Annotated in this window: 15 protein-coding genes; 10 read left to right on the top strand and 5 right to left on the bottom strand. The window is 64.7% G+C overall.

The window, feature by feature from the left end:
• Together AC3A5Z_RS12405 and AC3A5Z_RS12400 are read right to left on the bottom strand one after the other, a co-directional pair.
• Nucleotides 1–1,464, bottom strand: coding sequence for an RAD55 family ATPase (locus AC3A5Z_RS12405; protein ID WP_487519655.1), 1,464 nt, complete (start codon nt 1,462–1,464; stop codon nt 1–3).
• A 270-nt stretch (nt 1,465–1,734) separates the two neighbouring features.
• Entirely contained in the window at nt 1,735–3,882 is a 2,148-nt protein-coding gene (locus AC3A5Z_RS12400; RefSeq protein WP_487519654.1) for an MHYT domain-containing protein, read from the bottom strand.
• Nucleotides 3,883–4,204: 322 nt separating this feature from the next.
• On the opposite strand from AC3A5Z_RS12400, the gene AC3A5Z_RS12395 reads away from it, so the two are divergent.
• The 3 genes from AC3A5Z_RS12395 (at nt 4,205) to bioB (ending at nt 6,478) form a co-directional block, all read left to right on the top strand.
• A complete protein-coding gene (locus AC3A5Z_RS12395; protein WP_487519653.1) occupies nt 4,205–4,873 on the top strand; it encodes a GntR family transcriptional regulator in 669 nt (222 codons plus the stop codon).
• A gap of 79 nt (nt 4,874–4,952) precedes the next feature.
• Nucleotides 4,953–5,510 (top strand): biotin transporter BioY, encoded by a 558-nt coding sequence (locus AC3A5Z_RS12390; RefSeq protein WP_487519652.1) that lies wholly within the window; start codon nt 4,953–4,955, stop codon nt 5,508–5,510.
• Nucleotides 5,507–6,478, top strand: coding sequence for a biotin synthase BioB (gene bioB, locus AC3A5Z_RS12385; RefSeq protein ID WP_487519651.1), 972 nt, complete (start codon nt 5,507–5,509; stop codon nt 6,476–6,478). Before AC3A5Z_RS12390 ends, bioB begins: the two co-directional genes overlap by 4 nt.
• 360 nt (nt 6,479–6,838) lie before the next feature.
• Here the strand turns inward: bioB and AC3A5Z_RS12380 are convergent, their stop codons facing one another.
• Nucleotides 6,839–7,915 (bottom strand): LysR substrate-binding domain-containing protein, encoded by a 1,077-nt coding sequence (locus AC3A5Z_RS12380; protein WP_487519650.1) that lies wholly within the window; start codon nt 7,913–7,915, stop codon nt 6,839–6,841.
• On the opposite strand from AC3A5Z_RS12380, the gene AC3A5Z_RS12375 reads away from it, so the two are divergent.
• From AC3A5Z_RS12375 to AC3A5Z_RS12355, 5 genes are all read left to right on the top strand, one after another.
• Nucleotides 7,902–8,864, top strand: coding sequence for a TAXI family TRAP transporter solute-binding subunit (locus AC3A5Z_RS12375; protein WP_487519649.1), 963 nt, complete (start codon nt 7,902–7,904; stop codon nt 8,862–8,864). The two genes, AC3A5Z_RS12380 and AC3A5Z_RS12375, sit on opposite strands and share 14 nt — an antisense overlap.
• Before the next feature lie 6 nt (nt 8,865–8,870).
• The gene (locus AC3A5Z_RS12370) at nt 8,871–10,727 is read left to right on the top strand and encodes a TRAP transporter permease (protein ID WP_487519648.1); all 1,857 of its coding nucleotides are present in this window, start codon (nt 8,871–8,873) and stop codon (nt 10,725–10,727) included.
• Nucleotides 10,728–10,764: 37 nt separating this feature from the next.
• A complete protein-coding gene (locus AC3A5Z_RS12365; protein WP_487519647.1) occupies nt 10,765–12,135 on the top strand; it encodes an acyclic terpene utilization AtuA family protein in 1,371 nt (456 codons plus the stop codon).
• Nucleotides 12,132–12,476 carry an AtuA-related protein gene (locus AC3A5Z_RS12360; RefSeq protein WP_487519646.1) on the top strand — a complete coding sequence of 115 codons (345 nt, stop codon included), beginning with the start codon at nt 12,132–12,134 and terminating at the stop codon, nt 12,474–12,476. The genes AC3A5Z_RS12365 and AC3A5Z_RS12360 overlap by 4 nt, the downstream gene beginning before the upstream one ends.
• Before the next feature lie 304 nt (nt 12,477–12,780).
• Nucleotides 12,781–14,313, top strand: coding sequence for a fused MFS/spermidine synthase (locus AC3A5Z_RS12355; RefSeq protein WP_487519645.1), 1,533 nt, complete (start codon nt 12,781–12,783; stop codon nt 14,311–14,313).
• A gap of 111 nt (nt 14,314–14,424) precedes the next feature.
• Here the strand turns inward: AC3A5Z_RS12355 and AC3A5Z_RS12350 are convergent, their stop codons facing one another.
• Nucleotides 14,425–15,756, bottom strand: coding sequence for a GAF domain-containing protein (locus AC3A5Z_RS12350; RefSeq protein WP_487519644.1), 1,332 nt, complete (start codon nt 15,754–15,756; stop codon nt 14,425–14,427).
• On the bottom strand, nt 15,753–16,214 hold the full coding sequence (locus AC3A5Z_RS12345; protein ID WP_487519643.1) for a pyridoxamine 5'-phosphate oxidase family protein: 462 nt from the start codon (nt 16,212–16,214) through the stop codon (nt 15,753–15,755). Before AC3A5Z_RS12345 ends, AC3A5Z_RS12350 begins: the two co-directional genes overlap by 4 nt.
• Before the next feature lie 273 nt (nt 16,215–16,487).
• On the opposite strand from AC3A5Z_RS12345, the gene AC3A5Z_RS12340 reads away from it, so the two are divergent.
• Both AC3A5Z_RS12340 and AC3A5Z_RS12335 read left to right on the top strand, forming a co-directional pair.
• Nucleotides 16,488–16,868, top strand: a complete 381-nt coding sequence (locus AC3A5Z_RS12340; protein ID WP_487519642.1) for a cupin domain-containing protein — start codon at nt 16,488–16,490, stop codon at nt 16,866–16,868.
• Between the two features lie 534 nt (nt 16,869–17,402).
• Nucleotides 17,403–20,855, top strand: a complete 3,453-nt coding sequence (locus AC3A5Z_RS12335) for a M10 family metallopeptidase C-terminal domain-containing protein (protein ID WP_487519641.1) — start codon at nt 17,403–17,405, stop codon at nt 20,853–20,855.
• Nucleotides 20,856–20,871 lie beyond the last annotated feature (16 nt).

Genomic DNA, 20,871 nt, shown 5'->3' with positions numbered 1-20,871 from the left:
CTATTCGATCTCACCATCGCCGGCAGCGTCCGGACGGTGCTTCTGCGACTCGGCGCCTCCAAATAGAACGCCCCGGTCGGTGATGTGAAAGACCTCCGGATAGGCATCAAACTCGCTGTCGCGGATCTTGAGTACCAGCAGCTCCCGGTTCATGATCCGGGTCCGCCGCTGCGGATCGTTGTCCTCCTGCAGCCGCACATAGTGCGTGAGGATGACGTTCTCGACCATGCTGGACAGTTCTTCAGTCATGATCTGGTCCGGCATGAACAGGCTGGTCAGCTCAAGCGAATAGATGACAGTCGTCTCGCTTGCCCGCAGGGTGTTGTTGATGGCGTTGATGAAGAGAGGCAAGCGCTCCGGGAACAAGAAAGCATGGCGCAGCGCACCAATGCCGTCAAAGAAGATCCGTTTGACCTTTCTTTTCTCGACCGCCTGCAGCAGCCGATGGCCCAACTCGTCGGGCAGATTTTCCGCCGGTGACTGCCACAGGATCTCGAGAGCGCCGGACGCGAGCAGACTGTCAATGTCGATCCCGATGCTTCGTGCCTTGGTCCGAAGCCGGGCGGGCGTCTCGTAGAACCCGAAGAGAAGCCCGGGCTCTTCAGGCGTTGCCTGAGAGAGGAACTGCAGACCGAGCGTGGTCTTTCCCGTCCCGGACGGCCCGGCGAAGATCGTTGATGATCCGCTTGGATAGCCACCACCGATCATCCGGTCGAAACCCGGGATTCCGGAACGAACGCGCACGTCAGCTTCTGACTCTGCAGGTTGCCGGGTCAGCGCCGCCTCGAGTCGCGGGAAGATGCTGATACCATTGTCGGTGATGCGGAAGTGGTGCCGACCGCGCAGATGCCTCCCTCCGCGTTGCTTCTTCAGGATCATGCTCCGAACGGAACGGGCGCCGCACATCTCGTCGAGCAGTTCGATCCAGCCGTCGACCATTGTGTGCTCGGGAGACCCTGGCGGGCGATCTTGGTTGGTCAGGATCAGGAGCGTGCATTGAGCGAGCGCCGCTGCGCCCTGAAGATCATGGATGAAGGATCTGAACTCCTTGTCATCCTCGGCTGTGTCCTGCGCGACGAACAGACCATCAAGGACGAGAAGGCTTGCCTCGTGGCGTCGCATTTCACGGTGGATCATCCTGAGCAGGCCGCTGAGCTTTTCCTCCACAAGCGTGGAATAGGCGCTCATGTAGTAGATGGAGCCGGGCACCGCCCCCTCATCAAAGAACCCCATGGTGCTCATGTGGTCGAGCATCCGGTCATGGGACTCGGCCAAGAGCGACAGGTAGAGCGTCTTTCTGCCATTGCGGGCAAGGTTGAAGCATAGCTGGTTGGCCAGCACGGTCTTCCCCGCCCCCGGCGGGCCCTGAAGGATGTAGGCACATCCAGGCACCAGTCCACCGCCAAGCACGACGTCAAACCCATCAATGCCTGTCGCGATGCGAACCTCAACGCCTGTATTCATCTCCACCTTTCCATGCCTGAAAGTCCGTCTGCGGGACATAACACATGGGCTCTCGGGTCCATGATGTAAACCACGTCATCGGCTGCACCTAGTTGCGCTCCGCCGCGTTGGGCCGCGCCTCCTGGCTTCCCAGTCCCCCGCCAGACATCGGATCCCGATGCCGGTCGGCCACGCGATCCTGCCGGCGCGACAAATGGAGTCACCTCCTGATTGATCAAGACTGCGAGCAGGCGAGAGAAGCCAGCAGGCTTCCCGCGAAGACGAGGGCAGTCAGCTTGCAACGCTCTTGAAGGCGCTCGCATCCCTCTCGCTCTGCATATGCAGGACCTCCCTGACGGCCTGTTCGAGCTGGGACTGAAAATATGGTTTGTCGAGCTTCAAGGCCACATTCGAATGATCCGCAGGCAGTTGTGCGTAGCCTGTCGCGAGGATTATGGGCAGGCTCGGGCGCGTCACCTTGATGGCTTCGGCGAGCTGGGACCCGTTCATTTTCGGCATCGCCTGATCGGTGATGACCAGATCCACCTCGGCCGCTTGGCTTAGAACTCTCAGGGCATCCTCGCCGTTATGCGCGGTCAGAACACGGTGCCCCATATCCTCGAGCATGGCTTGCAAGTTCATCAGCAGCAAGAAATCGTCGTCCACTGCCAGTATGACCGCTGTCCTTGCCCGATGCGCTACGGGCTCGCTCGGGGCGGGCCGGTTTCTCAGGGCAGGCGCGGTGCCCTGAGCAGCTGGAAGAATGATGGTGGCTTTGGTTCCTTCGCCAGGTTGGCTGGCAATGCGAAGCTGCCCACCGGATTGCGCGGCAAACCCATGCACCATGGGAAGGCCCAACCCGGTTCCCTTTGACGGACCCTTGGTCGTGAAGAATGGCTCCGTGGCACGGGCAAGTGTGGCGGGATCCATCCCGCCGCCTTGGTCGATCACCTCGATTGCGATCTGGTCGTCCTTGCCGATCTCCTTGACATGGTCCACCCGTATCTTGATCGCGCCGCCGTCAGGCATCGCGTCGCGCGCGTTGACGACCAAGTTCAGCAGCGCCATCTCGAGTTGGTTCTCATCAACATCGGCGACAGCTGTCACGCCCTCCTCCGGCAGCAGCAGTTCATGTTGCGGCCCGAGCGACCGCTGAAGCAGGTCCATCATTCCGCGCATCAGGGCGACAACATCCACGGGTTGGGGATCAAGGCTCTGGCGACGCGCAAAGGCGAGCATGCGTTGGACAAGAGTGGCGCCGCGCTGAACGCCTTGGATAGCAGTGTCGATCAGCTGTCGCGAACGCTCATCGGCAGTGGTCCGCTTCTGCAGCAATTCCAGATTGCCAAGTATGATGGAAAGCAAGTTGTTAAAGTCGTGCGCAACACCGCCAGTCAGCTGCCCCAGCATCTCCATCTTCTGGGTCTGCCGAAGGGCATTTTCGGCCTCCTTGCGCGCCGTCACATCTACGACCCCCTCGACGCATGATTGGAATTCTCCATTCACCTCACGCTCGATCTGGCTGGTAATCTCCACGTCGATCACCCTTCCATCGCGCGCCACGAGGTTCGCCTCAACGCCACGAGCTTCGCCGGCTTGCAGGAGCAAGGGCCAAATCGTCTCGGCTCGCTGGCGCGCAGAGTCGGCTGTCATGAAGGATCGAAGTGGCAGACCCACTACTTCGCTACGCTCATAGCCCAGCAGGGTGAGCCAGGCATCGCTGACATCGATGATGCGTTCTTCCTGGTCGACCGCATGTAGCGGGAGGGGCGTTCTGCGATAGAAAGACCGAAAACGTTCCTCGCTGTTCCTGAGGAGTTCCGCCTCCCGTTGGCTTTGCTGGGCAAGACGGCGGTCGAAGACAGCGGCCATGAGTGCCAGAGCCAGGATGGTGAAGGTAATCGCGGAGATGCCGATTGCCAGTGACTCATTGTTAACGCTAGGGGCCACGGATGTTCTGACACCCGGGAGCGGCGCATACATGACGGCACGCATGCCTGCGAAATGCATTCCCGATATCGCGGCCCCCATCACAACAGCAGCGATGAATTTCTCGACATGTCCCTTGTTCATGAGGGCGAGCCACAGAGCGGCTGTGGCGGCACTAATGGCGATCAGCAGGGAAACCGCGACCCAGACCGGGTCGTAGATCGCGCGCATGGGGATTTTCAGCGCAGCCATGCCGGTGTAGTGCATCGCGGCGATCCCCATACCCATCAGCGGGCCGCTCAGCAGCAATGCCTTCATCCGTTGCTGCCATTTGCTCACGATGACAAAGCCTGCACCCGTTCCGCAGACCGCCAGCAGGAATGACAGCACCGTTAGTCCGAGTGCATAGGATGGCTGCATTCCGGGCAATGAGTGGGCCAGCATGGCAACGAAGTGCATGGACCAGGTGCCCCCGCCCAATGAGAAGGCTGCACCCGAAATCCAGACCATGCGTGCGACCCGCGATGTCGCTGCTCCGGCTCGTCCTGCAAGATCCAACGCGGTATAGGACGTGGCAACTGCAATCAGTAGGGCAAGAAAGACAAGAGCTTCGTTATGAGTTCCGTGCATACCACCCCTTGCCACTGCCGTTAATCCGGAGACATGTTACACAAACAGGAGCAGGCGTGTTAGGTCGTTCTGCGATTGCCACAGCACCTGAACTTGCATTCAGAAACCCGGGCTTCAACCGGCGGAGGCGGAGATATCATCTGGGAGGCCTCCGCCGCCTATTGGTATCGACATTCAGCTTCATCCGAATTATCTATAATCGATGCACTCACCCCCCGAAGCGACCCACGCCACCCGCATCGCTCGTGTACTGGCAGACCGGATCATCACCGGCGAAATCGCGCCAGGTGCGCGACTGCGGCAGGACCATATCGCAGTAGAGTTCGGCGCAAGTCATGTGCCGGTGCGCGAGGCCTTCCGCGAGCTGCAGGCGCAGGGGCTGGCCGAAAGCCTGCCGCGCCGGGGCTTCCGCGTCACCGAATTCGACGTGGCGGAGTTGCGCGAGGTGGCCGAGATGCGGGCAAGCCTCGAAGCGCTGGCGCTGCGCCATGCCGCGCCGCATATCACCCGGGAAATTCTGTTGGAAGCAGAAGAGGTTACCCGCCGCGGCGACAGCGCCGACACGGTGCGCGACTGGGAGGCGGCAAACCGGCATTTTCACCGGCTGATCCTGGCGCCCAGCCGGATGCCGCGCCTGCTGCGGACCATCGACGACCTGCAGGCGGCCAGCGCCCGCTTCCTGTTCGCCGCCTGGCGGCGGGACTGGGAGGCGCGCACCGACCACGACCACCGCGCCATTCTGGAGGCGCTGCGCAAGGGCCGGAGCGATCTCGCCTGCGCGACGCTGGCCCGCCATGTCGGCTGGATCGGCAAGCGGAAACCTGCCACAAAAAATTCTGACCTGCGCGAGACTTACGAGATACCTGGCTGATTATCTATAATCCTGATTGCCGGCCGATCTCGCACCTCCGTAACTTTAGATGGATTACACATCCATCTTCGGAGAGCCCATGACATCGCTGACCTTCTCCCTGTCCCGCTCCGCCCCGCTGTGGCGCGGACTGGCCTTCGCGCTTTCCGGCGCGACGCTGATCACCCTTGGCGCGAAGGTCCAGATCCCGTTCTGGCCGGTGCCGATGACGCTGCACACGCTCGCGGTGTTTCTCGTTGCAGCCGCGCTTGGCTCCCGCCTCGGTCTGGCCGCCATGGCCGCCTATCTCGGCGCGGGCGCGATCGGCCTGCCGGTGTTTTCCGGCGCGCCCGAACGTGGCATTGGCATTGCCTATCTGGCCGGGCCCACGGGCGGCTATCTGGCGGGCTATCTGGTTGCGGCAGGGCTGATCGGGTGGCTGGCGGCGGGACGTGGCTGGATGGGGCGCGCCCTTGCGATGCTGGCGGGGCTTGTGGTGGTCTATGCAGCGGGGCTGGCCTGGCTCGCGATCTTCGTGCCGGGACCGAAGCTGCTGGCCGTCGGCCTCGTGCCCTTCCTGCCGGGAGATCTGGTGAAGGTCGCGCTGGCGACGACACTCCTCTCCGGCCTGAACCGCCTGAAGGGCCGCGCACAATGATCCGCACCGACTGGACGATGGCGGAGGCGCGGGCGATCCACGCCCTGCCCTTTCCCGACCTGCTGCACCGCGCGCAGACCACCCACCGCGCGCATTTCGACCCCACCGTGATCGAGACCGCCAGTCTGCTGAGCATCAAGACCGGCGGCTGCCCCGAGGATTGTGGCTATTGCTCGCAATCCGCGCATCACGACACCGGGGTGAAGGCGACCCGGCTGATGGGCGCGGATGAGGTGCTGGCGGCGGCGCGGCGCGCCAAGGCGGCGGGCGCGCAGCGGTTCTGCATGGGGGCCGCCTGGCGCAGCCCCAAGGACCGCGACATGGACAAGCTCTGCGACATGGTGCGGGGCGTGGCCGGGCTGGGGTTGGAGACCTGCATGACGCTGGGGATGCTCTCCCCCGATCAGGTGGCGCGGCTGAAGGCGGCGGGGCTCGATTTCTACAACCACAACATCGACACTTCGCCGGGCTATTACCCGCAGATCGCCAGCACCCGGACGATGGAAGACCGGCTGCAGACGGTCGAGGCGGTGCGCCGCGGCGGCATCAAGGTCTGCTGCGGCGGCATTCTCGGCATGGGCGAGGCCGAAGAGGACCGCATCGCCCTGCTGGTGGTGCTGGCCACCCTGCCCGCGCATCCCGAAAGCGTGCCGGTGAACCTGTGGAGCGAGGTCAAGGGCGTGCCGGTGCAGGACCGCGCTGCGGCGGTAGATCCCTTCGCACTGGTCCGCATCGTGGCGCTCGCCCGGATCCTGATGCCGGCCTCGGTGGTGCGCCTTTCGGCGGGGCGCACAGGGATGAGCGACGAGCTGGAGGCGCTGTGCTTCCTCGCCGGGGCCAATTCGATCTTCGTCGGAGATCAGCTGCTGACCACCGGCAACCCGGCTGCTTGGCAGGATGCGGATCTGCTGGTGCGGCTGGGAATGCACGTCGCCCCGGCGACGGTCCGGCAGGAGGCGGCAGAGTAACCTGCCGCATCCTGCTGCCCTTGGGCTTGATATCGGATGCGCTCACGGCCCAGTTCCACGCCAGACCGGCGAACCGCAAGAGGTCGCCGATGACAAAGATCTCGCTGATGACCGGACGGGGCGTGCCCCGTGCCGGCAGCAGTGCCCGAGCAGGATCATGAAGGGGCTTGTGGAGCGCCCGCTGATCCTTCGCTTGGAAGTGCGGGAGGGCGACGATCAGGCCGGTCGGCGCGTGCATGGCGGGGAGGTGAAGGCCGTGACCCTACATCCGTGAGCTTGGGCAAGCTGTGCCCATCCAGCGATCTGCAGCCGCCCGACGATGCTGCGGCAGAGGTAGAACCAGTGCAGCAGCAGGCTGTGTCACGGCGGGTAGGTGGCAATGGATGCCCTGGTCGGAAGCTGCGCAACGGCCAAGGGCCACTTCGATCCCTGCAGGGGCCCGCTGCGCACGAGCTTCAGGAAGGCCCGCGCCGGAGGCGACAGGGTTCTCCCCGAACGCCAGACCAGCCCAATCCGCCGCGAAGCGCCAAAATCGGCGATGGGGCGGATGATCAGATCACGCCCACCCAAGACCGGAAGCGTCAGCTGTGGCATGGCCGAGATCCCCAGACCCTGCGACACCAGCGCTCCGGCCGTTGCCAGATGCGACACCTCGAAGCGAGGCTCGACCTGAAGGCCCGCCAAGCCGCAGGCCCCGTCCAGTATCTCGCGGACACTTGTGCCGCGGGCCATGGCGATGAACGGCATGCCGATCAGCTCGGCCAGCGCATAGGGCCGATCCTCGGCAAGAAGCCCGTCGCGCCGGCCCACCGCGACGAACTGGTCCTCCATCAGCGCCTGGAACGACAGCTGGTCGCGCGTGCCGACGGTTCCGGCTGTAAAGCCCAGATCGGCCTCGCCATTGGCCACACTGGCCACCACCAAGTCCGACAATGCGTCGAGGATCCTGAGATCGACTTCGGGATGTGCCTTGGCGAAGCGCTCCAGCAACTCGGGCAGAAGCCCCGCAGTGACCGAGGGCAGACCCGCGATCACCAGCCGGCCGCGCCGGGCATTCAGGAAGGCCGCGAAGTCCGCAGCCCCCCCCGCCGCCGTGTTGAGCAGCCGTTCTGCCAGCCGGGCGAAGGCAAGACCCTCGTCGGTGGCCTCGACATTGCGGGTGTCGCGATCGAACAATCGCGCGCCAAGCCGGATTTCCAGCCCGGCGATCGACCGCGACAGCGTCGAGGCGGATTGCCCCAGCTTTTCCGCTGCAAGCCTGAAAGATCTGGCCTCGACCAGGGCGAGGACGGCACGACAGTCTTCGAGATCGAAATTATTGCGATTCATGCATGAATTATTGCGACGTTTACGGTTTTCGCAATGGTCAAACTGCGCATGATGTCGGGAACGGCTCGTGGAGGGGCCGGGAGGAGGAAAGATGATGACCAGACCCATTTGCGCCCTGACGGCGGCGCTGCTCTGTGCGAGCCCAGTGGCCGCTCAGCAGACCGACCTGCTGATCGGCTCGACCTCGGCCTCGTCCAGCCATTACGGCTATTTCGTTGCCGTCGGGCAGATCGTGAACGAGGCGGTTGAAGGGCTCAACGCCGCAGTCGTCGAAACCGGCGCCACCATGGACAACATTCGCCGGATGGAGCGCCAGCAGATCGATCTGGGTCTCGTCACCACGAACGTGGCGCAGCACGCGGTCTCGGGCACGCAGGAGTTCGAGGGCAAGACGCAGGATCTGTCGCTGCTCTGGGTCTATACCGGCGCGCCGCAGAACGTCATCGTCCGCGCCGATGCGGGCATCGACAGTCTCGAGGCGCTGGAGGGGCAGCGGTTCAACCCGGGCATCCGCGGCTCGGCCACGGAAACGACCACCGAAGCGGTCTTCGGCACGCTGGGTCTCACCGCGGACTGGGTGCGCGGCTCGACCACCGACATCGTCGACGCGATCAAGGACAATCGGGTCACGGGCTATGTCAAGTCCGGCTCCGGGCTGCGGCTGGATGCATCGACGATGGATGTGGCCACCTTCACCGACATCTCCGTGCTCGGCCTGTCGCCCGCCCAGGCTGACAAGCTGCGGGCCGAGATGCCCGACATCTCGATCGTCGAGATCCCGGAAGGCGCAGCCGAGGGTGTGCCGGCCTATACCACCTGGAGCTTCGGCGTCGGGGTCGGCACCACCTCGGCCATGTCCGAGGAGGATGCGTACAAGATCGTTTCGGCGGTGATGGCCGACAAGACGGTGCAGGTGAACGCGCTGGCCGAGCTGAAGGAGGCGAGCCTTGCCGATCTGACGCTGCAATACGGCACGGTTCCGCTTCATCCCGGCGCGGCGCGTTGGTTCGAGGAGAATGGCTACGAGCTGCCCGAGCAGCTTCGGCCAGCGGAGTAAGCCGCCATGCTTGGCCGGGTTCAACAGGCGCTGGCGCTGCTTCTGGGGCTGTTCGTCTTCTGGACGGCTGCCGCGGGTGCCTTCGAGGGGCTGCAGCAGCGGGCGCTGTTTCTGGGCCTGGTCACCACACTGGGCTTCGCCCTCTATCCTCTGGGCGCCGGTACAGGCTGGCGCCCCTTGGGGCTGGCGGTCGATCTGGCGCTAACCGCCGCCTCACTGGCGGCCTGCGGCTATATCGTCTGGAACTACGAGACGATCATGGGCGCGCTGCCCTGGGCCAGCACGCTTGACGTCGCGCTGACCACAGGCCTTCTGGTGGCGGTGCTGGAGCTGGGGCGCCGCACGGTCGGGATGATCTTTCCGACGCTGGTCGTGTTGGGTCTGGGCTATGCGCTCTTCGGCGGGAGCATCCCGGGGGCGCTGGGGCACAGGGGCTTCGACATCCAGTTCGTGACCGAGACGGTGTTTCTCGGCGATCTGGGCATCTGGGGCATGCTGACCGGCGTCGCCGCAACGGTCATCGCGGCCTTCGTGCTGTTCGGCGCTCTGCTGCTGCATTCGGGCGGCGGTCAGGCCTTCATGGATCTGGCGATGCGGCTCGGCGGGCGTCAGCCCGGGGGTGCTGCCAAGATCGCCACCATCGCCAGCGGGCTCTTCGGCATGATCTCCGGCTCGGCGGTGGCCAATGTCGCCACCACCGGCAATTTCACCATCCCGATGATGATCCGCCTCGGCTATCCGCGCCCCTTCGCTGCCGCGGTCGAGGCCGTGGCCTCCACCGGCGGGCAGCTTGCGCCGCCGATCATGGGAGCTGCAGCCTTTGTCATGGCCGAGATCCTCGGCGTGCCCTACGTCACGATCATGGTGGCGGCGATCATCCCGGCGCTGCTGTTCTATCTCGCCGTCTTCGTCACCGTGCATCTGGTGGCGGTGCGCCGCGGCCTCGCGACCGTTCCTGAGGACGAACTTCCGCCGTGGCGGGTGATCGCCGCGCCGCGCCGCGTGCTGCCGATCGTGACGGCGCTCGGCGGGCTCGGTCTCGGCATCTGGCTCGGGCGGTCGGTCGCGACCTCGGCCTTCTACGGTATCATGGGTCTTCTGGTTGCCTTCGTCGTGACCCAGGCAGGCCAGATGCCGCCCCGCACAATGGCCGGGAAGATCGTCGAGGGGCTGGTCGACGCCGGCAAGGGGCTGGTGATCATCGGCGTGCTGCTGGCGGGCGCGCAGGTGCTGGTGTCGATGATCAACCTCACGGGCATCGGCGTCACGCTGTCCTCTATGATCGTGACGCTGGCGGGCGACAATGTGGCTCTGGTGGCGGTGATCGTCGGCTTCGTCTGCCTGATCATGGGGATGGGCCTGCCCACCACGGCGGCCTATGTGCTGGTCGCCGCCGTTCTGGCGCCGGCGATGACTGCGGTCGGGGTCGACCCGCTGGCGGCGCATCTCTTCGTCTTCTACTTCGCGACCATCTCGGTCATCACGCCGCCGGTCTGCGTCGCGGTCTTCGTCGGCGCGGGCATCGCCCAGACCTCTTGGACGAGCGCCGCGGGCGAAGCGGTGCGGCTGGGGGCGGTGACCTATGTCGTGCCCTTCATGCTGCTGCTCTATCCCGGGATGATCATGCAGGGCGGGCCTCTCGCCATCGTCGAGGCGGCGATCTCTGGGCTGGTGCTGGTGCTGGCGATCCCGGGGCTGCTCTCGGGCACCCGGATCACGGGGCAGCGCGTTCTGGACGCCGCGATCTTCGCGGGCAGCATCGCGCTTGCGATCTGGCCGCATCCCCTCGGGCCGGTGTTGGCGCTCGGGCTGCTGGCGGGCGGCTGGAATTTCGGCCGCCGCCAGCGCGCGGGCGCGGTCTGACGCCATGGCTCTCCAAAGCGACAAGGACAATGCAGCAATGCAGGACAGCTTTCTGATCGGCAGCGGTGCCGGATTCTCGGGGGACCGGGTGGATGCCGCCATTCCGGTGGTTGAGGCCATCGCCGCGGCGGGGCGCGGCGGGGCGATCATCTTCGAGACGCTCGGCGAACGCACCCTGGCGCTGGGTCAGGTCGCGCGTCACGCCGATCCGGACCGTGGCTACGAGCCGCTGCTGCCACAGTTCCTCGCCCCAATTCTTGCCCCGGCGCTTCAGGCGGGCATCACCATCGTCGGCAATTTCGGCGCCGCGAACCCGCAGGCTGCCGCGCGGGCGGTGGCGGATCTGGCGCACGGTCACGGCTTGTCGCCGCGGATCGCGGTGATCAGCGGTGACGACATGCTGGGCAATCCGGCCTTTGCCGAGAGCGAACTCTGGGAAGGCGACGCGGGCCTGCCCGACCCCGAGAGCGCGCCGATCGCGATCAACGTCTATCTGGGTGCGCGCAGCATCGCCGAGGCGATCCGGGCAGGAGCGCAGGTCGTGGTCACCGGGCGCGTGGCGGACCCGGCGCTGGCCCTCGGCCCGCTGGTCGCGCATTTCGGCTGGGACTGGGACGATCTGGACCGGATCGCGGCGGGCACGATGATCGGCCATCTGCTGGAATGCGGCAGCCAGGTCTCGGGCGGCTATTTCGCCGATCCCGGCTTCAAGGACGTGGCCGGGATGGCGAGCCTCGGCTTTCCCATCGCCGAGGTCGCGGCGGACGGCTCGGCGGTGCTGGGCAAGGCGCCGGGCAGCGGCGGGCGGATCGACCTTGCGACCGTCAAGGAGCAGCTGCTCTACGAGATCCACGATCCCGCCGCCTATCTGACGCCCGATGTCACGCTCGACGTGACCGGGGTAAGGCTGGCGCAGCTCGGCCCCGACCGCGTTCAGGTCAGCGGCGCGCGCGGCCACCCGGCCCCGGCGCGGCTGAAGGCGACGGTCAGCTATCCGGGGGAATGGCTGGGCGAAGCGGGGATTTCCTATGCCGGCCCCAATGCAAGGGCGCGGGCCGAGCTCGCGATCCGCACGATCCGCGAGCGGCTGGCCCTGCGCGGCCTGACCCCGCGGCTGCGTGCCGACATCCTCGGCACAGTGAGCGTCTTCGACGACGATGGCGGCACCCTGCGCCAGCGCCAGAGCGGGCCCGCGGACGGCGACTTCCGCGCCCATTTCGCCTTCGGCGGCGACGAGAACACGGTGCGGGCCGCCTGCCAGGAGGTCGGCGCCCTCTACTGCTGCGGCCCTGCGGGAGGCGGCGGGGCGCGCATCCATATCTCGCCGCGCTTCGTGACCCGCAGCCGGATGATCGCCCGTGACAAGGTACGCTCAGGCTTCGAATTCCTGCAGGAGGCCCGGCCATGACACGTGTTCCGCTGCATCGTCTGGCCCATGGCCGCACCGGCGACAAGGGCAACCGGCTGAACGCCAGCGTCATCGCCTATGACCCCGCCGACTGGGATCTGCTGGTCGATCAGGTGACGGAGGCGCGGGTGCTTGAGCTGTTCGCCCACAAGGGAGCGAGCACCGTGCGCCGCTATCTGATGCCCGGCATGGCCGCTATGAACTTCGTGATCGAGGACGCTCTGGAAGGCGGCGTGAACACCGCTCTGTGCCTGGACTCCCATGGCAAGACGCTGTCCTTCCTGCTGCTGGCAATGGACATCGCGCTTCCACGCGATCACACTCTTGCCGCTGCAGGATGACGCTGTTTCAACACCGCGGAAACACAGCATTCGGCCCCACGCGCTTGGTCCAGCCGCGAGCCTGCACTGCAGTTTGCTCGATCCGGCCACCCACGGCAGGGGAGGCATTGTGCGCTGCTGCCGGTTTTGTGACAGTAGGTCAAGCTGGTAACTGTGTCTCTGTGCCCAGTTGAGGCTCTCATGGGACGCCAGCGCGCCGCAGCTTCACCCGACCGGCCACTCGTGCATTGCGCGGCACGTTGTTGCTTGCCAGGCCCATCTGGTCACCGGAAAAAAGTGGGCCGGCGCTTTGTCCCGGGCAGACATGACTTTCAGGGAAAGCTCGCTATTTCATGGCGTCTTGCCAGGGCAGCATCGCTCATCTGCCCCTGAATGCGACAAGGAGGCCGCCATCCGCTTTTCAGTCACCATCGCCCTCATTCTCGTTCTCTCCGCCGTGGGCTTGACCTACGAGATCGCCGCGGGTCGCGTGCTCGCGCCTTTCTTTGGCACCTCACTGCTGACCTGGACGACCGTGATCGCGACGGTTCTGGGTGGGTTTTCCCTGGGCAGCGCCCTTGGCGGGGTCGTGGCGGAACGGCCGCGCGCCGTCGCATTTCGCAGTGTCCGCAACGCGCTTGTTGCGACGGCGGTGCTGATGGCAGTGTCGCCAACGCTGCTCGGCCTGCTCCATGCCTGGGGCACACGTGGCACCGGGGGAATGATACTCAGCGTATTCCTCGTATTCTTTCCGGCATCTGTCTATGTGACTCTGCCGTCACCTTTGCTTGCGAAACTCGCAATGGAAGCGCGCCCGGGACGAGAGGGATCGTCACTGGGCCTCGTGCTCGCTGCAGGGTCGGTCGGGGCGATCTTTGGAGCCGTCCTCGCCGGGTTCGTGACCTTGCCTTTGATTGGCTCGACAGCGACCTTCGCCGCCTGCGGGGCAGTGGCGCTGCTCTGCCTACCCTTCGTTCGCGGCGGCCAGCCGGGGACGCCCGGCGTGACCATCGCGGCGGCGGCTTTTGTCGGCTTTGCTGGCCTCGCTGGATCTCCGGCCTGCCAATACGAATCCGGTCTGTCCTGCTTGCACGTCGTCCAGTCGGGCCCGGAAGTCCGCCTCGTTTCGGACGGCACATTGCAGGCAGCCGAGCGGATCACGCAGTTAGAGGCCGAAGATGGCATGGCCGGGCTTGTCCTGAGCTACACCGAGTGGCTCTGGGCGCGCATGGATCGCGATCTGGGGCTGGAGGCATCGGTTCTGTTCGTCGGTGGCGGCGGTTACACGCTGCCGACAAAGCTGCTCGCCTCGCGCCCGAAGGCGCAGGCGGTGGCCGTCGAGATCGACCCTCTGGTGACGAAGGTGGTGCGCATGCACATGCCGAGCGCAGCGCAAATGATCGGGCTGGCTGGCTATGACGCATCCGAAGATGACGGCGCAGACGGTCGGCTTGGCATCGTTCATGCCGACGGGCGGGTCTTCCTGAACGAAACAGAACGACGTTTTGACGCCGCCGTAATGGATGCGTTCTCCTCCGGCTCGGTCCCGGCGCATCTGGTCACGCGTGAGACCTTCGCCCGCCTGCGGGAGATCGTCGATGGGCCGATCTATGTGAACCTTCTGGATACACCCGACGGTCCCCTCGCGCGCGGCGTCCAAGCGATCCTGCGGGAATTCTATCCACACATCGAGGCCGTTCAGGGCCGGGTAAGCGCGCGCGGCCGAACCAATATCCTCTTCGTCGCCTCTCTCCGACCGCTTGAGCCCCTGGACAGTTTGCCAGACGGCTACGGCCCCGCACAAATCTCTGGCGCGCGCGCCTTTACCGACGATCGTGGGTGGGTCGGGCACAGGTAGATCTGACGAGCTAAGCGGTGGGTCAGTTCATTACGCCACGCGACAGCTTCGGGATGCTGCAGTGCGTATCTCCCAGACCAGACATTGGGGCTCGGGGATCACCTCGGATGTTTACGGCGCGCGCTCGATTTCGGGGCGGCGTGACAGCTGGAGACGGACGAGGCCCCTGCCCACGCGGACCAGACGCACGGGGCAGCATTTTTCCTCGAGCCGCTCCCGCAGAAGCAGGAGTCGGGTTTCGAGATTGTCCTTGAAATCCGGCAAGCGGAGTTCTGGGGCCAGCCGAATTTCGCGGTTCGAGAATTCCACGCGGCCTCCGATGAGATAGCGTTCAAGCAGATAGACCAGCAGCCGCCCGGCGACGCCGCGGATCACGTAGTCGTTGTCGATGAAGACACTGTCGTCGAAGACGTGGTGAACGACGCGGAAGCTGGCCGTCGGCAGCTTGGCTGCTGCCTTCAACGGGGCTGCCACCGCTTCGTCTGCCATGACTTCGCCAATCAGAAGCGTAGCCGCCGCGTGATTCCCGATCAAGGAAAGGGCCGCAGCATCGTCCCTGCGAAAGGCGAGGCGCCTGGGACTTTCAGCAAAAAGGATCCCGTAAAGCGTTCCCTTGACATACATCGGCACGGCGAGCTGGCTTTGCGCCTCGGTCATGCCCGGCAGGGGAATGGTGCGAGTTTCCTCCTCGGTCGAGGAGGTGTCGCGGATCGCCGACCCGAAGCGACGCAGCCGGCTCATGTCGCTGACCCGCACCGGCCGCCCAAGCGCCGCGGCCGCGCCCGCGATGCCTTGGCCCACTGCAACTTCCGATCCTACCCCGGTTCGGGGATAGCCGCGGCTGGCGAGTGTCACCAGCATCTCGCGTCCGGGATCGAGTTGGAACAGGATGGCCGCGGGCGCGTCGAGGAGCTTGCAGGCGCCATCGAGCGCGGTCTCGACGATCCCCGCCGTTTCGGTTTCGGCGGCGATGCGGGTGACAGCTTCGGCGGCCAGCGCAAGGCTCGGGCGTGGCGGTGGCGTCGGTTCGGGCTCCACTCCCTCGGGATGGGGAATGACGGTGATGTCGTCCACTTGGAAGACCGCCACACTGGCAAGGCGCATGACATCGGCCATCCCGACCTGAGCACTCGATGCGCGGAGGCTTGCGGTCATCGCCTCGAACAGCGGCCCCTCGGCCTCGTCGCGCAGCCAGGTCACGGCCAGCCGGACCTGCCGCCCGCTGGCCGCGTCTACCAGAATGACGCAAGCTTGGGGATTGTCGCGCAGGTTGCGGGCGGTCTTGCCGAAGAACTGGTTCGACAGCGCGATGTGATGATCGTCAATCTCCTCGAGATGGCTGAGATACGAGACATTGGGCACGCCATCGGCGGAGGTGGTGGCAATGATCGACGGGATCACCCCCTCGAAGCAGTCGCGAAGGTCGCCCAGCCGCAGGCTCATGTCACCACCTGTCCCGCCCGAGGGCCCGGCGTCTGCTCGAAGATGCGTTCCACATCCAGCGTGGCCATGACGATCTCACGCGCCGTCAGCCAGAAATCGACTGCCGAGTGTTCGACTCCGAAACTGACGAGACGTTGACGAAGCTGCGCGACATAGGCTTCGGCACGGTCGCAGTCGCGCGCATCGGCGGCGCGCAGTGTCGCCCGGCCCTTCAGTTGAAAGGCATGATAGCTTTCCGGGTCGACGAAGGTGACGGAGAGCGCGCTGTTGTTGCGCAGGTTGGCGACCGTCTCGGGCCAGAGCCTGCCCGATATGGCCACTTCCAACCGGCCGGGGGCGATCAGGCTGTGCCCGCCTGAGCCGCGCCCGATCATCGGTCGGTTCTCGGCGTCGCGGGTCGCAAGCGAGGTCAGCACCGGTCCCTGGATGAACTGGGCGATCACGGCAGGGATGATCATCGCGTCCGGCCCTCGCAGGAAATTGGTTAGGGAACATTTAGGAAAGCAGAGCTGCACTTAGCAAGCATTTAGGAAGCCCGTCATTCGGCGCCAGCTTATCGTCCCCCCACGACCAAATTCCAGCAGGTCCAATCCCATCCATGCAAAAATAAGGAACGAGAGACGATGAATTCTGTCACTGCCATATCCACCGAAACAGCCGAGACCTCGCATCTCTGGTTCGGAAATACGCGCGTCGCGATCCGCGTAGCGTCGCATCAAGGGGCCGACGGCATGAGCGTGATCGAGCACTGGATGCCCTGCGGCGAAGCCCCGCCCCTGCACATTCACCGCACCGAGGACGAAGTCTTCCATGTCATCAAGGGGCGGATGCGCTTTCGCATCGGCGAGCAGAGCCTCGTGGCGGGCGCCGGCGAGACGGTGCTGGCGCCGAAGGGCATCCCCCATCATTTCCGCGTCGAAAGCGAGGAAGGCGCGCAATGTCTCACGATCACCCGTGGCGCAGACTTCGAGACCATGGTGAGGGCGGTATCGCGCCAGACCGGCGCGGACTGGCTGCCGCCCTTTGTGATGCCGGATGCCGCAACGGCTGAATCCCTCACCGCAGCCTGTGCCGCCAACGGTATCGAGATCATCGGCATGCCGCTGCTGTGACGGCCCGCAAGCGTTCCCAAAGGATGAGCACCATGTTTTGCAGCCTCCGGATCGCATCCGCCCTGGTTGAACTGACGCTGGCCGCAGGGCCGTGGCTGCAGTTCAGCCGGGCGCGCCGCCCCCGCCCTCTGCGAACAACCCCGCGCATACCAGCGTCACCGGAAGCCTCGATCACTTCGGGCTGTCGCACTCGACCGCCCGTTGCGTAGGGTCCGAGGCACGCTCGCTTTGGTGCCGGAAAACCAGGTCATCTCGACTCTGCTGGTCGAGATCGACCCAAATCCGCCCCTACCGTGGTGGCCCACCACACATGATCTACGCATTACGATGACCAGCATCGGCGAGCCGCGCCGTCTTGGGTGGATCATTTTATCATGACCGTCAGCCGCTTAGAGAGGCAGGCGCTTTTTGCTTTTTAGGAATCCCGACAGTCGTTGCTTATCTTGCGCAGCGTCTGACAAGCCGAAATCCACCGGTATTTCCGGAAGTTGGCGCATGGCGTTGAAAAACTTGACGAACCGCCTGTAGACTTGCGTGACTCACCTCATCAAACACAAGGCGGGTGCGGGGCAGCATAGCCAGAAAGGCGATGCAAACCCGGAGTTTGCGTGTTTGAACCAAATTCTCGTCGTCACCAGATCAGGGAAGATAAAAATGCCTTCTTCAGCCAACGACCAATGGTGGGTTAACGATCAGATGCCGGATAATCCATTTGGCAAAAGTGAAGATTATGACGCTTTCCTGGATTATCTCGGTGATCTGAACCGAAGCTTGACGCCCGAAATCGCTGCTGAACCGCTGAGAATCAACCTTCAGGACCTCAATGATCATCCGGATTACAAGGCGGCTGCGGTTGGCGCCTTACAGACCTGGGCCTCGGTCACGCCGCTGCAGTTCGAAATCGTCGATGATGCGCCTTTCGATGAGACAACCGACTGGATGGAGGTGGTAAGCCCCGAACTGGGGGAGCCAAGCGATGGCAGCGCGTTTTCAGCCAATCGCTATGTCAGCATCGGGCAACGCTTTCATGATACCGAGCCGGACAAGACCGACATTGGCGGTTATGTATTCGACTCCTTCGTTCACGAATTCGGGCACGAATTTGGCCTGAATCACCCCGGCCTCTATAACTACAGCGGCCCCGGCGGCGTCCAGATCAATTACCTCAACAATGCAACATGGATCTATGATCGCCAGCAATACAGCGTCATGTCCTATTTCGATGGGATCGACGTCGGCGAAACCAGCCGCTGGTCTCCTTCGACACCTCTGACCGCTGATATCGAGGCGGTGATCCGTCGATTTTTCTCCGCCGTCGACGACGACGGGGTGCGGACATATCAGACCATCAACCTGAACACTGGCGACGACGTCTATGGCTTCAACAGCACGGTCTATGGCTATGAACTGACCTCTTCAGGTCTTCAGGCCGACATCGGATTTGTGATCCATGACACCGGCGGGACGGACACGGTCGACTTCTCTGGCTCCACCGCAGGCACGATCCTCGATCTGCGCGCCGGGCAGTTTTCCAGCGTGAACGGCCACAGCAACAACGTATCGATCTTTGCCGGGCACAATGCCGACCCGACGGAATACTATGTGGAGAACGGCATCGGCAGCAGCCATGACGACATCCTCATCGGCAACGGCGGCAGCAACGTGCTGGACGGGCGCGGTGGTGCCGACCGCATGGCCGGGTTCGGAGGGGACGATACCTACTTCGTCGATTCCGCCGACGACATCGTGCGCGAGACCGCGGATGGTGGGACGGACACGGTCATCGTGCTGACCGCGGGTCTGGACCTTGGCGAGATCGCGAATGTCGAGTCCATCATCTACGCCGAGGGGTCACCGACTCCAACGGATGACGGGGGCGACGAAACGCTGCCCGGCGGCGGTGGCGCGCTGACCAGCATTCTTGTCGGCGATGCGGGCAACGAGACGCTCGACGGCGGTGCAGCGGGCGATACGATCCTCGGTCGGGGCGGTGATGACCTGATCATCGGCGGCCGCGACTCGCTGGCCAGCCGCGACATCAACAACACCATCGCGGTCGAGGATCTGGAGGACCAGACCGAGAGCGACGATGGCAACGACGCCCTCTATGGCGGCGCCGGCAACGATACGATCAACGGCGGCGCGGGGGACGATACGCTCGACGGCGGTGCTGGCGACGATGTCCTGCGCGGTCAGGACGGCATTGATGTGTTCCGTGGCGGCGCGGGCGTCGACACCGTCGACTTCGGTCAGGAGAGCCCGTTCCAGTTGCTCGTCAACCTCGAGACCAATGTCGCCAATGGCGGCACTGCGTCGGGCGACACCTTCGACAGCATCGAAAACCTGATCGGCTCGGATGACCGCATCGACCGCTTTATCGGCACCTCCGACGCCAACCATTTCTGGGGGCGCGGCGGCGGCGACTACTTCAACGGTCGCGGCGGCGCTGACATTCTGGACGGCGGCGCCGACGGCGACATCCTCTATGGCGAGGGCGGCAACGACACGATCATCGGCGGCTCCGGGCAGGATTACCTGGACGGCGGCGCGGGCATCGATACCGTGGTCTATGCGGACAGTTCGGCCGGGGTACGGATCGATCTCGCCGATGGCAGCGCCCGAGGCGGCGACGCCGATGGTCCCGTGCAGATCGTCGGGCGCGGCACGGTCATCCGCCACGACATCCTCGCCGGCTTCGAGAATGCCGTCGGGTCTGCCCAGGATGATCAGATCATCGGCGATGGCAAGGCAAACACGCTCGCGGGCGGTGCGGGAGACGACACCCTTACAGGCGGCGGCGGGGCCGACATGCTGCGCGGTGGGGCGGGTAGCGACACGGCCGACTACAGCGACGCGGGCAGTGGGGTCGACCTGAACCTCGCCAACGGGGAGTCCGAGGGCGACATCTACACATCGATCGAAAACCTCGCCGGATCGGGCTTCGACGACCGCCTGATTGGCAACAGCGCGGCCAACGTGCTGGTCGGGCAAGGCGGGGCCGACACGCTGCGGGGCGGCGGTGGTGACGACACGCTCTTCGGCGACTTCGCCGATCAGGGCGAGGCGCCGCCTGCTCCGGGCATGGGGACAGGCTATGCCACGCTTGGGCCGGATGCTGCGAACAACTCGATCGAGACCGCCTTCGACATCTCGGACAACTTCTCGCTCACCGCCGATCCGGACATCTTCGACTCGACGACATCCTTGCACACGACCGTCACCGCGACCGGGAACGGCCAGGGCGGTTACTATCGGCTCGAGCTTGCGGCGGGCACTGTGATCTCGATCGATATCGACGGGATCGCCGATGAAAATGTGCATGACAGCTGGGTCAGGTTGTTGAACAGCGACGGCGAGATCGTGGCCGAGAATGACGATGGCGGCGGCGACCCCGGCTCGAGCTCGAGCCGCGACTCAAGCACCGTCTTCACCGTTGAGGAGACAGGCGCCTACTACATCGTCGAGGGCAGTTGGTCGCCCACCGCTCCGGATGACGGCTGGGCCGAGGAGGTGCCGGAGGGGTCCAGCTACAAGCTCAACGTCTCGGTGGAGTTCCCGCCCGCACCGGTCCAGCCAGGCGAGGCAGGCGCTGACCGGCTGGTTGGCGGTGGCGGCAGCGACATGCTTGACGGCGGGTTGGCCGCCGACGTGCTGATTGGTGGCGCGGGCGAGGACTCGTTCCGCTTCTCCACAGCGCTCGGCAACGGCAATGTTGACCGACTGCAGGATTTCGATGTGGGCGACGACCAGATCCTCCTGGTGAGCGAGATCTTTACCGGGATCGGCGAGCCGGGAGCCCTGACCTTCGGCGCGTTCCACAAGAGCGCCTCGGGGATTGCGCAGGATGCCAACGACCGCATCCTCTATGACACTGACAGCGGGTTCCTGTCATTCGATGTTGATGGTTCGGGAGACGCCGACGCTATCCGCTTTGCCCGCCTGGAGGCCGACCTTGCCCTCTCGGCCCGGGACTTCTACCTCATCTGAGACGGTGCGGGCAGGC

It is taken from the genome of Cereibacter sp. Soil_C_27 (genome assembly GCF_057657095.1).
Note: the sequence above shows the minus strand (reverse complement) of the source record. Positions and strands in the feature narration are given on the sequence as shown.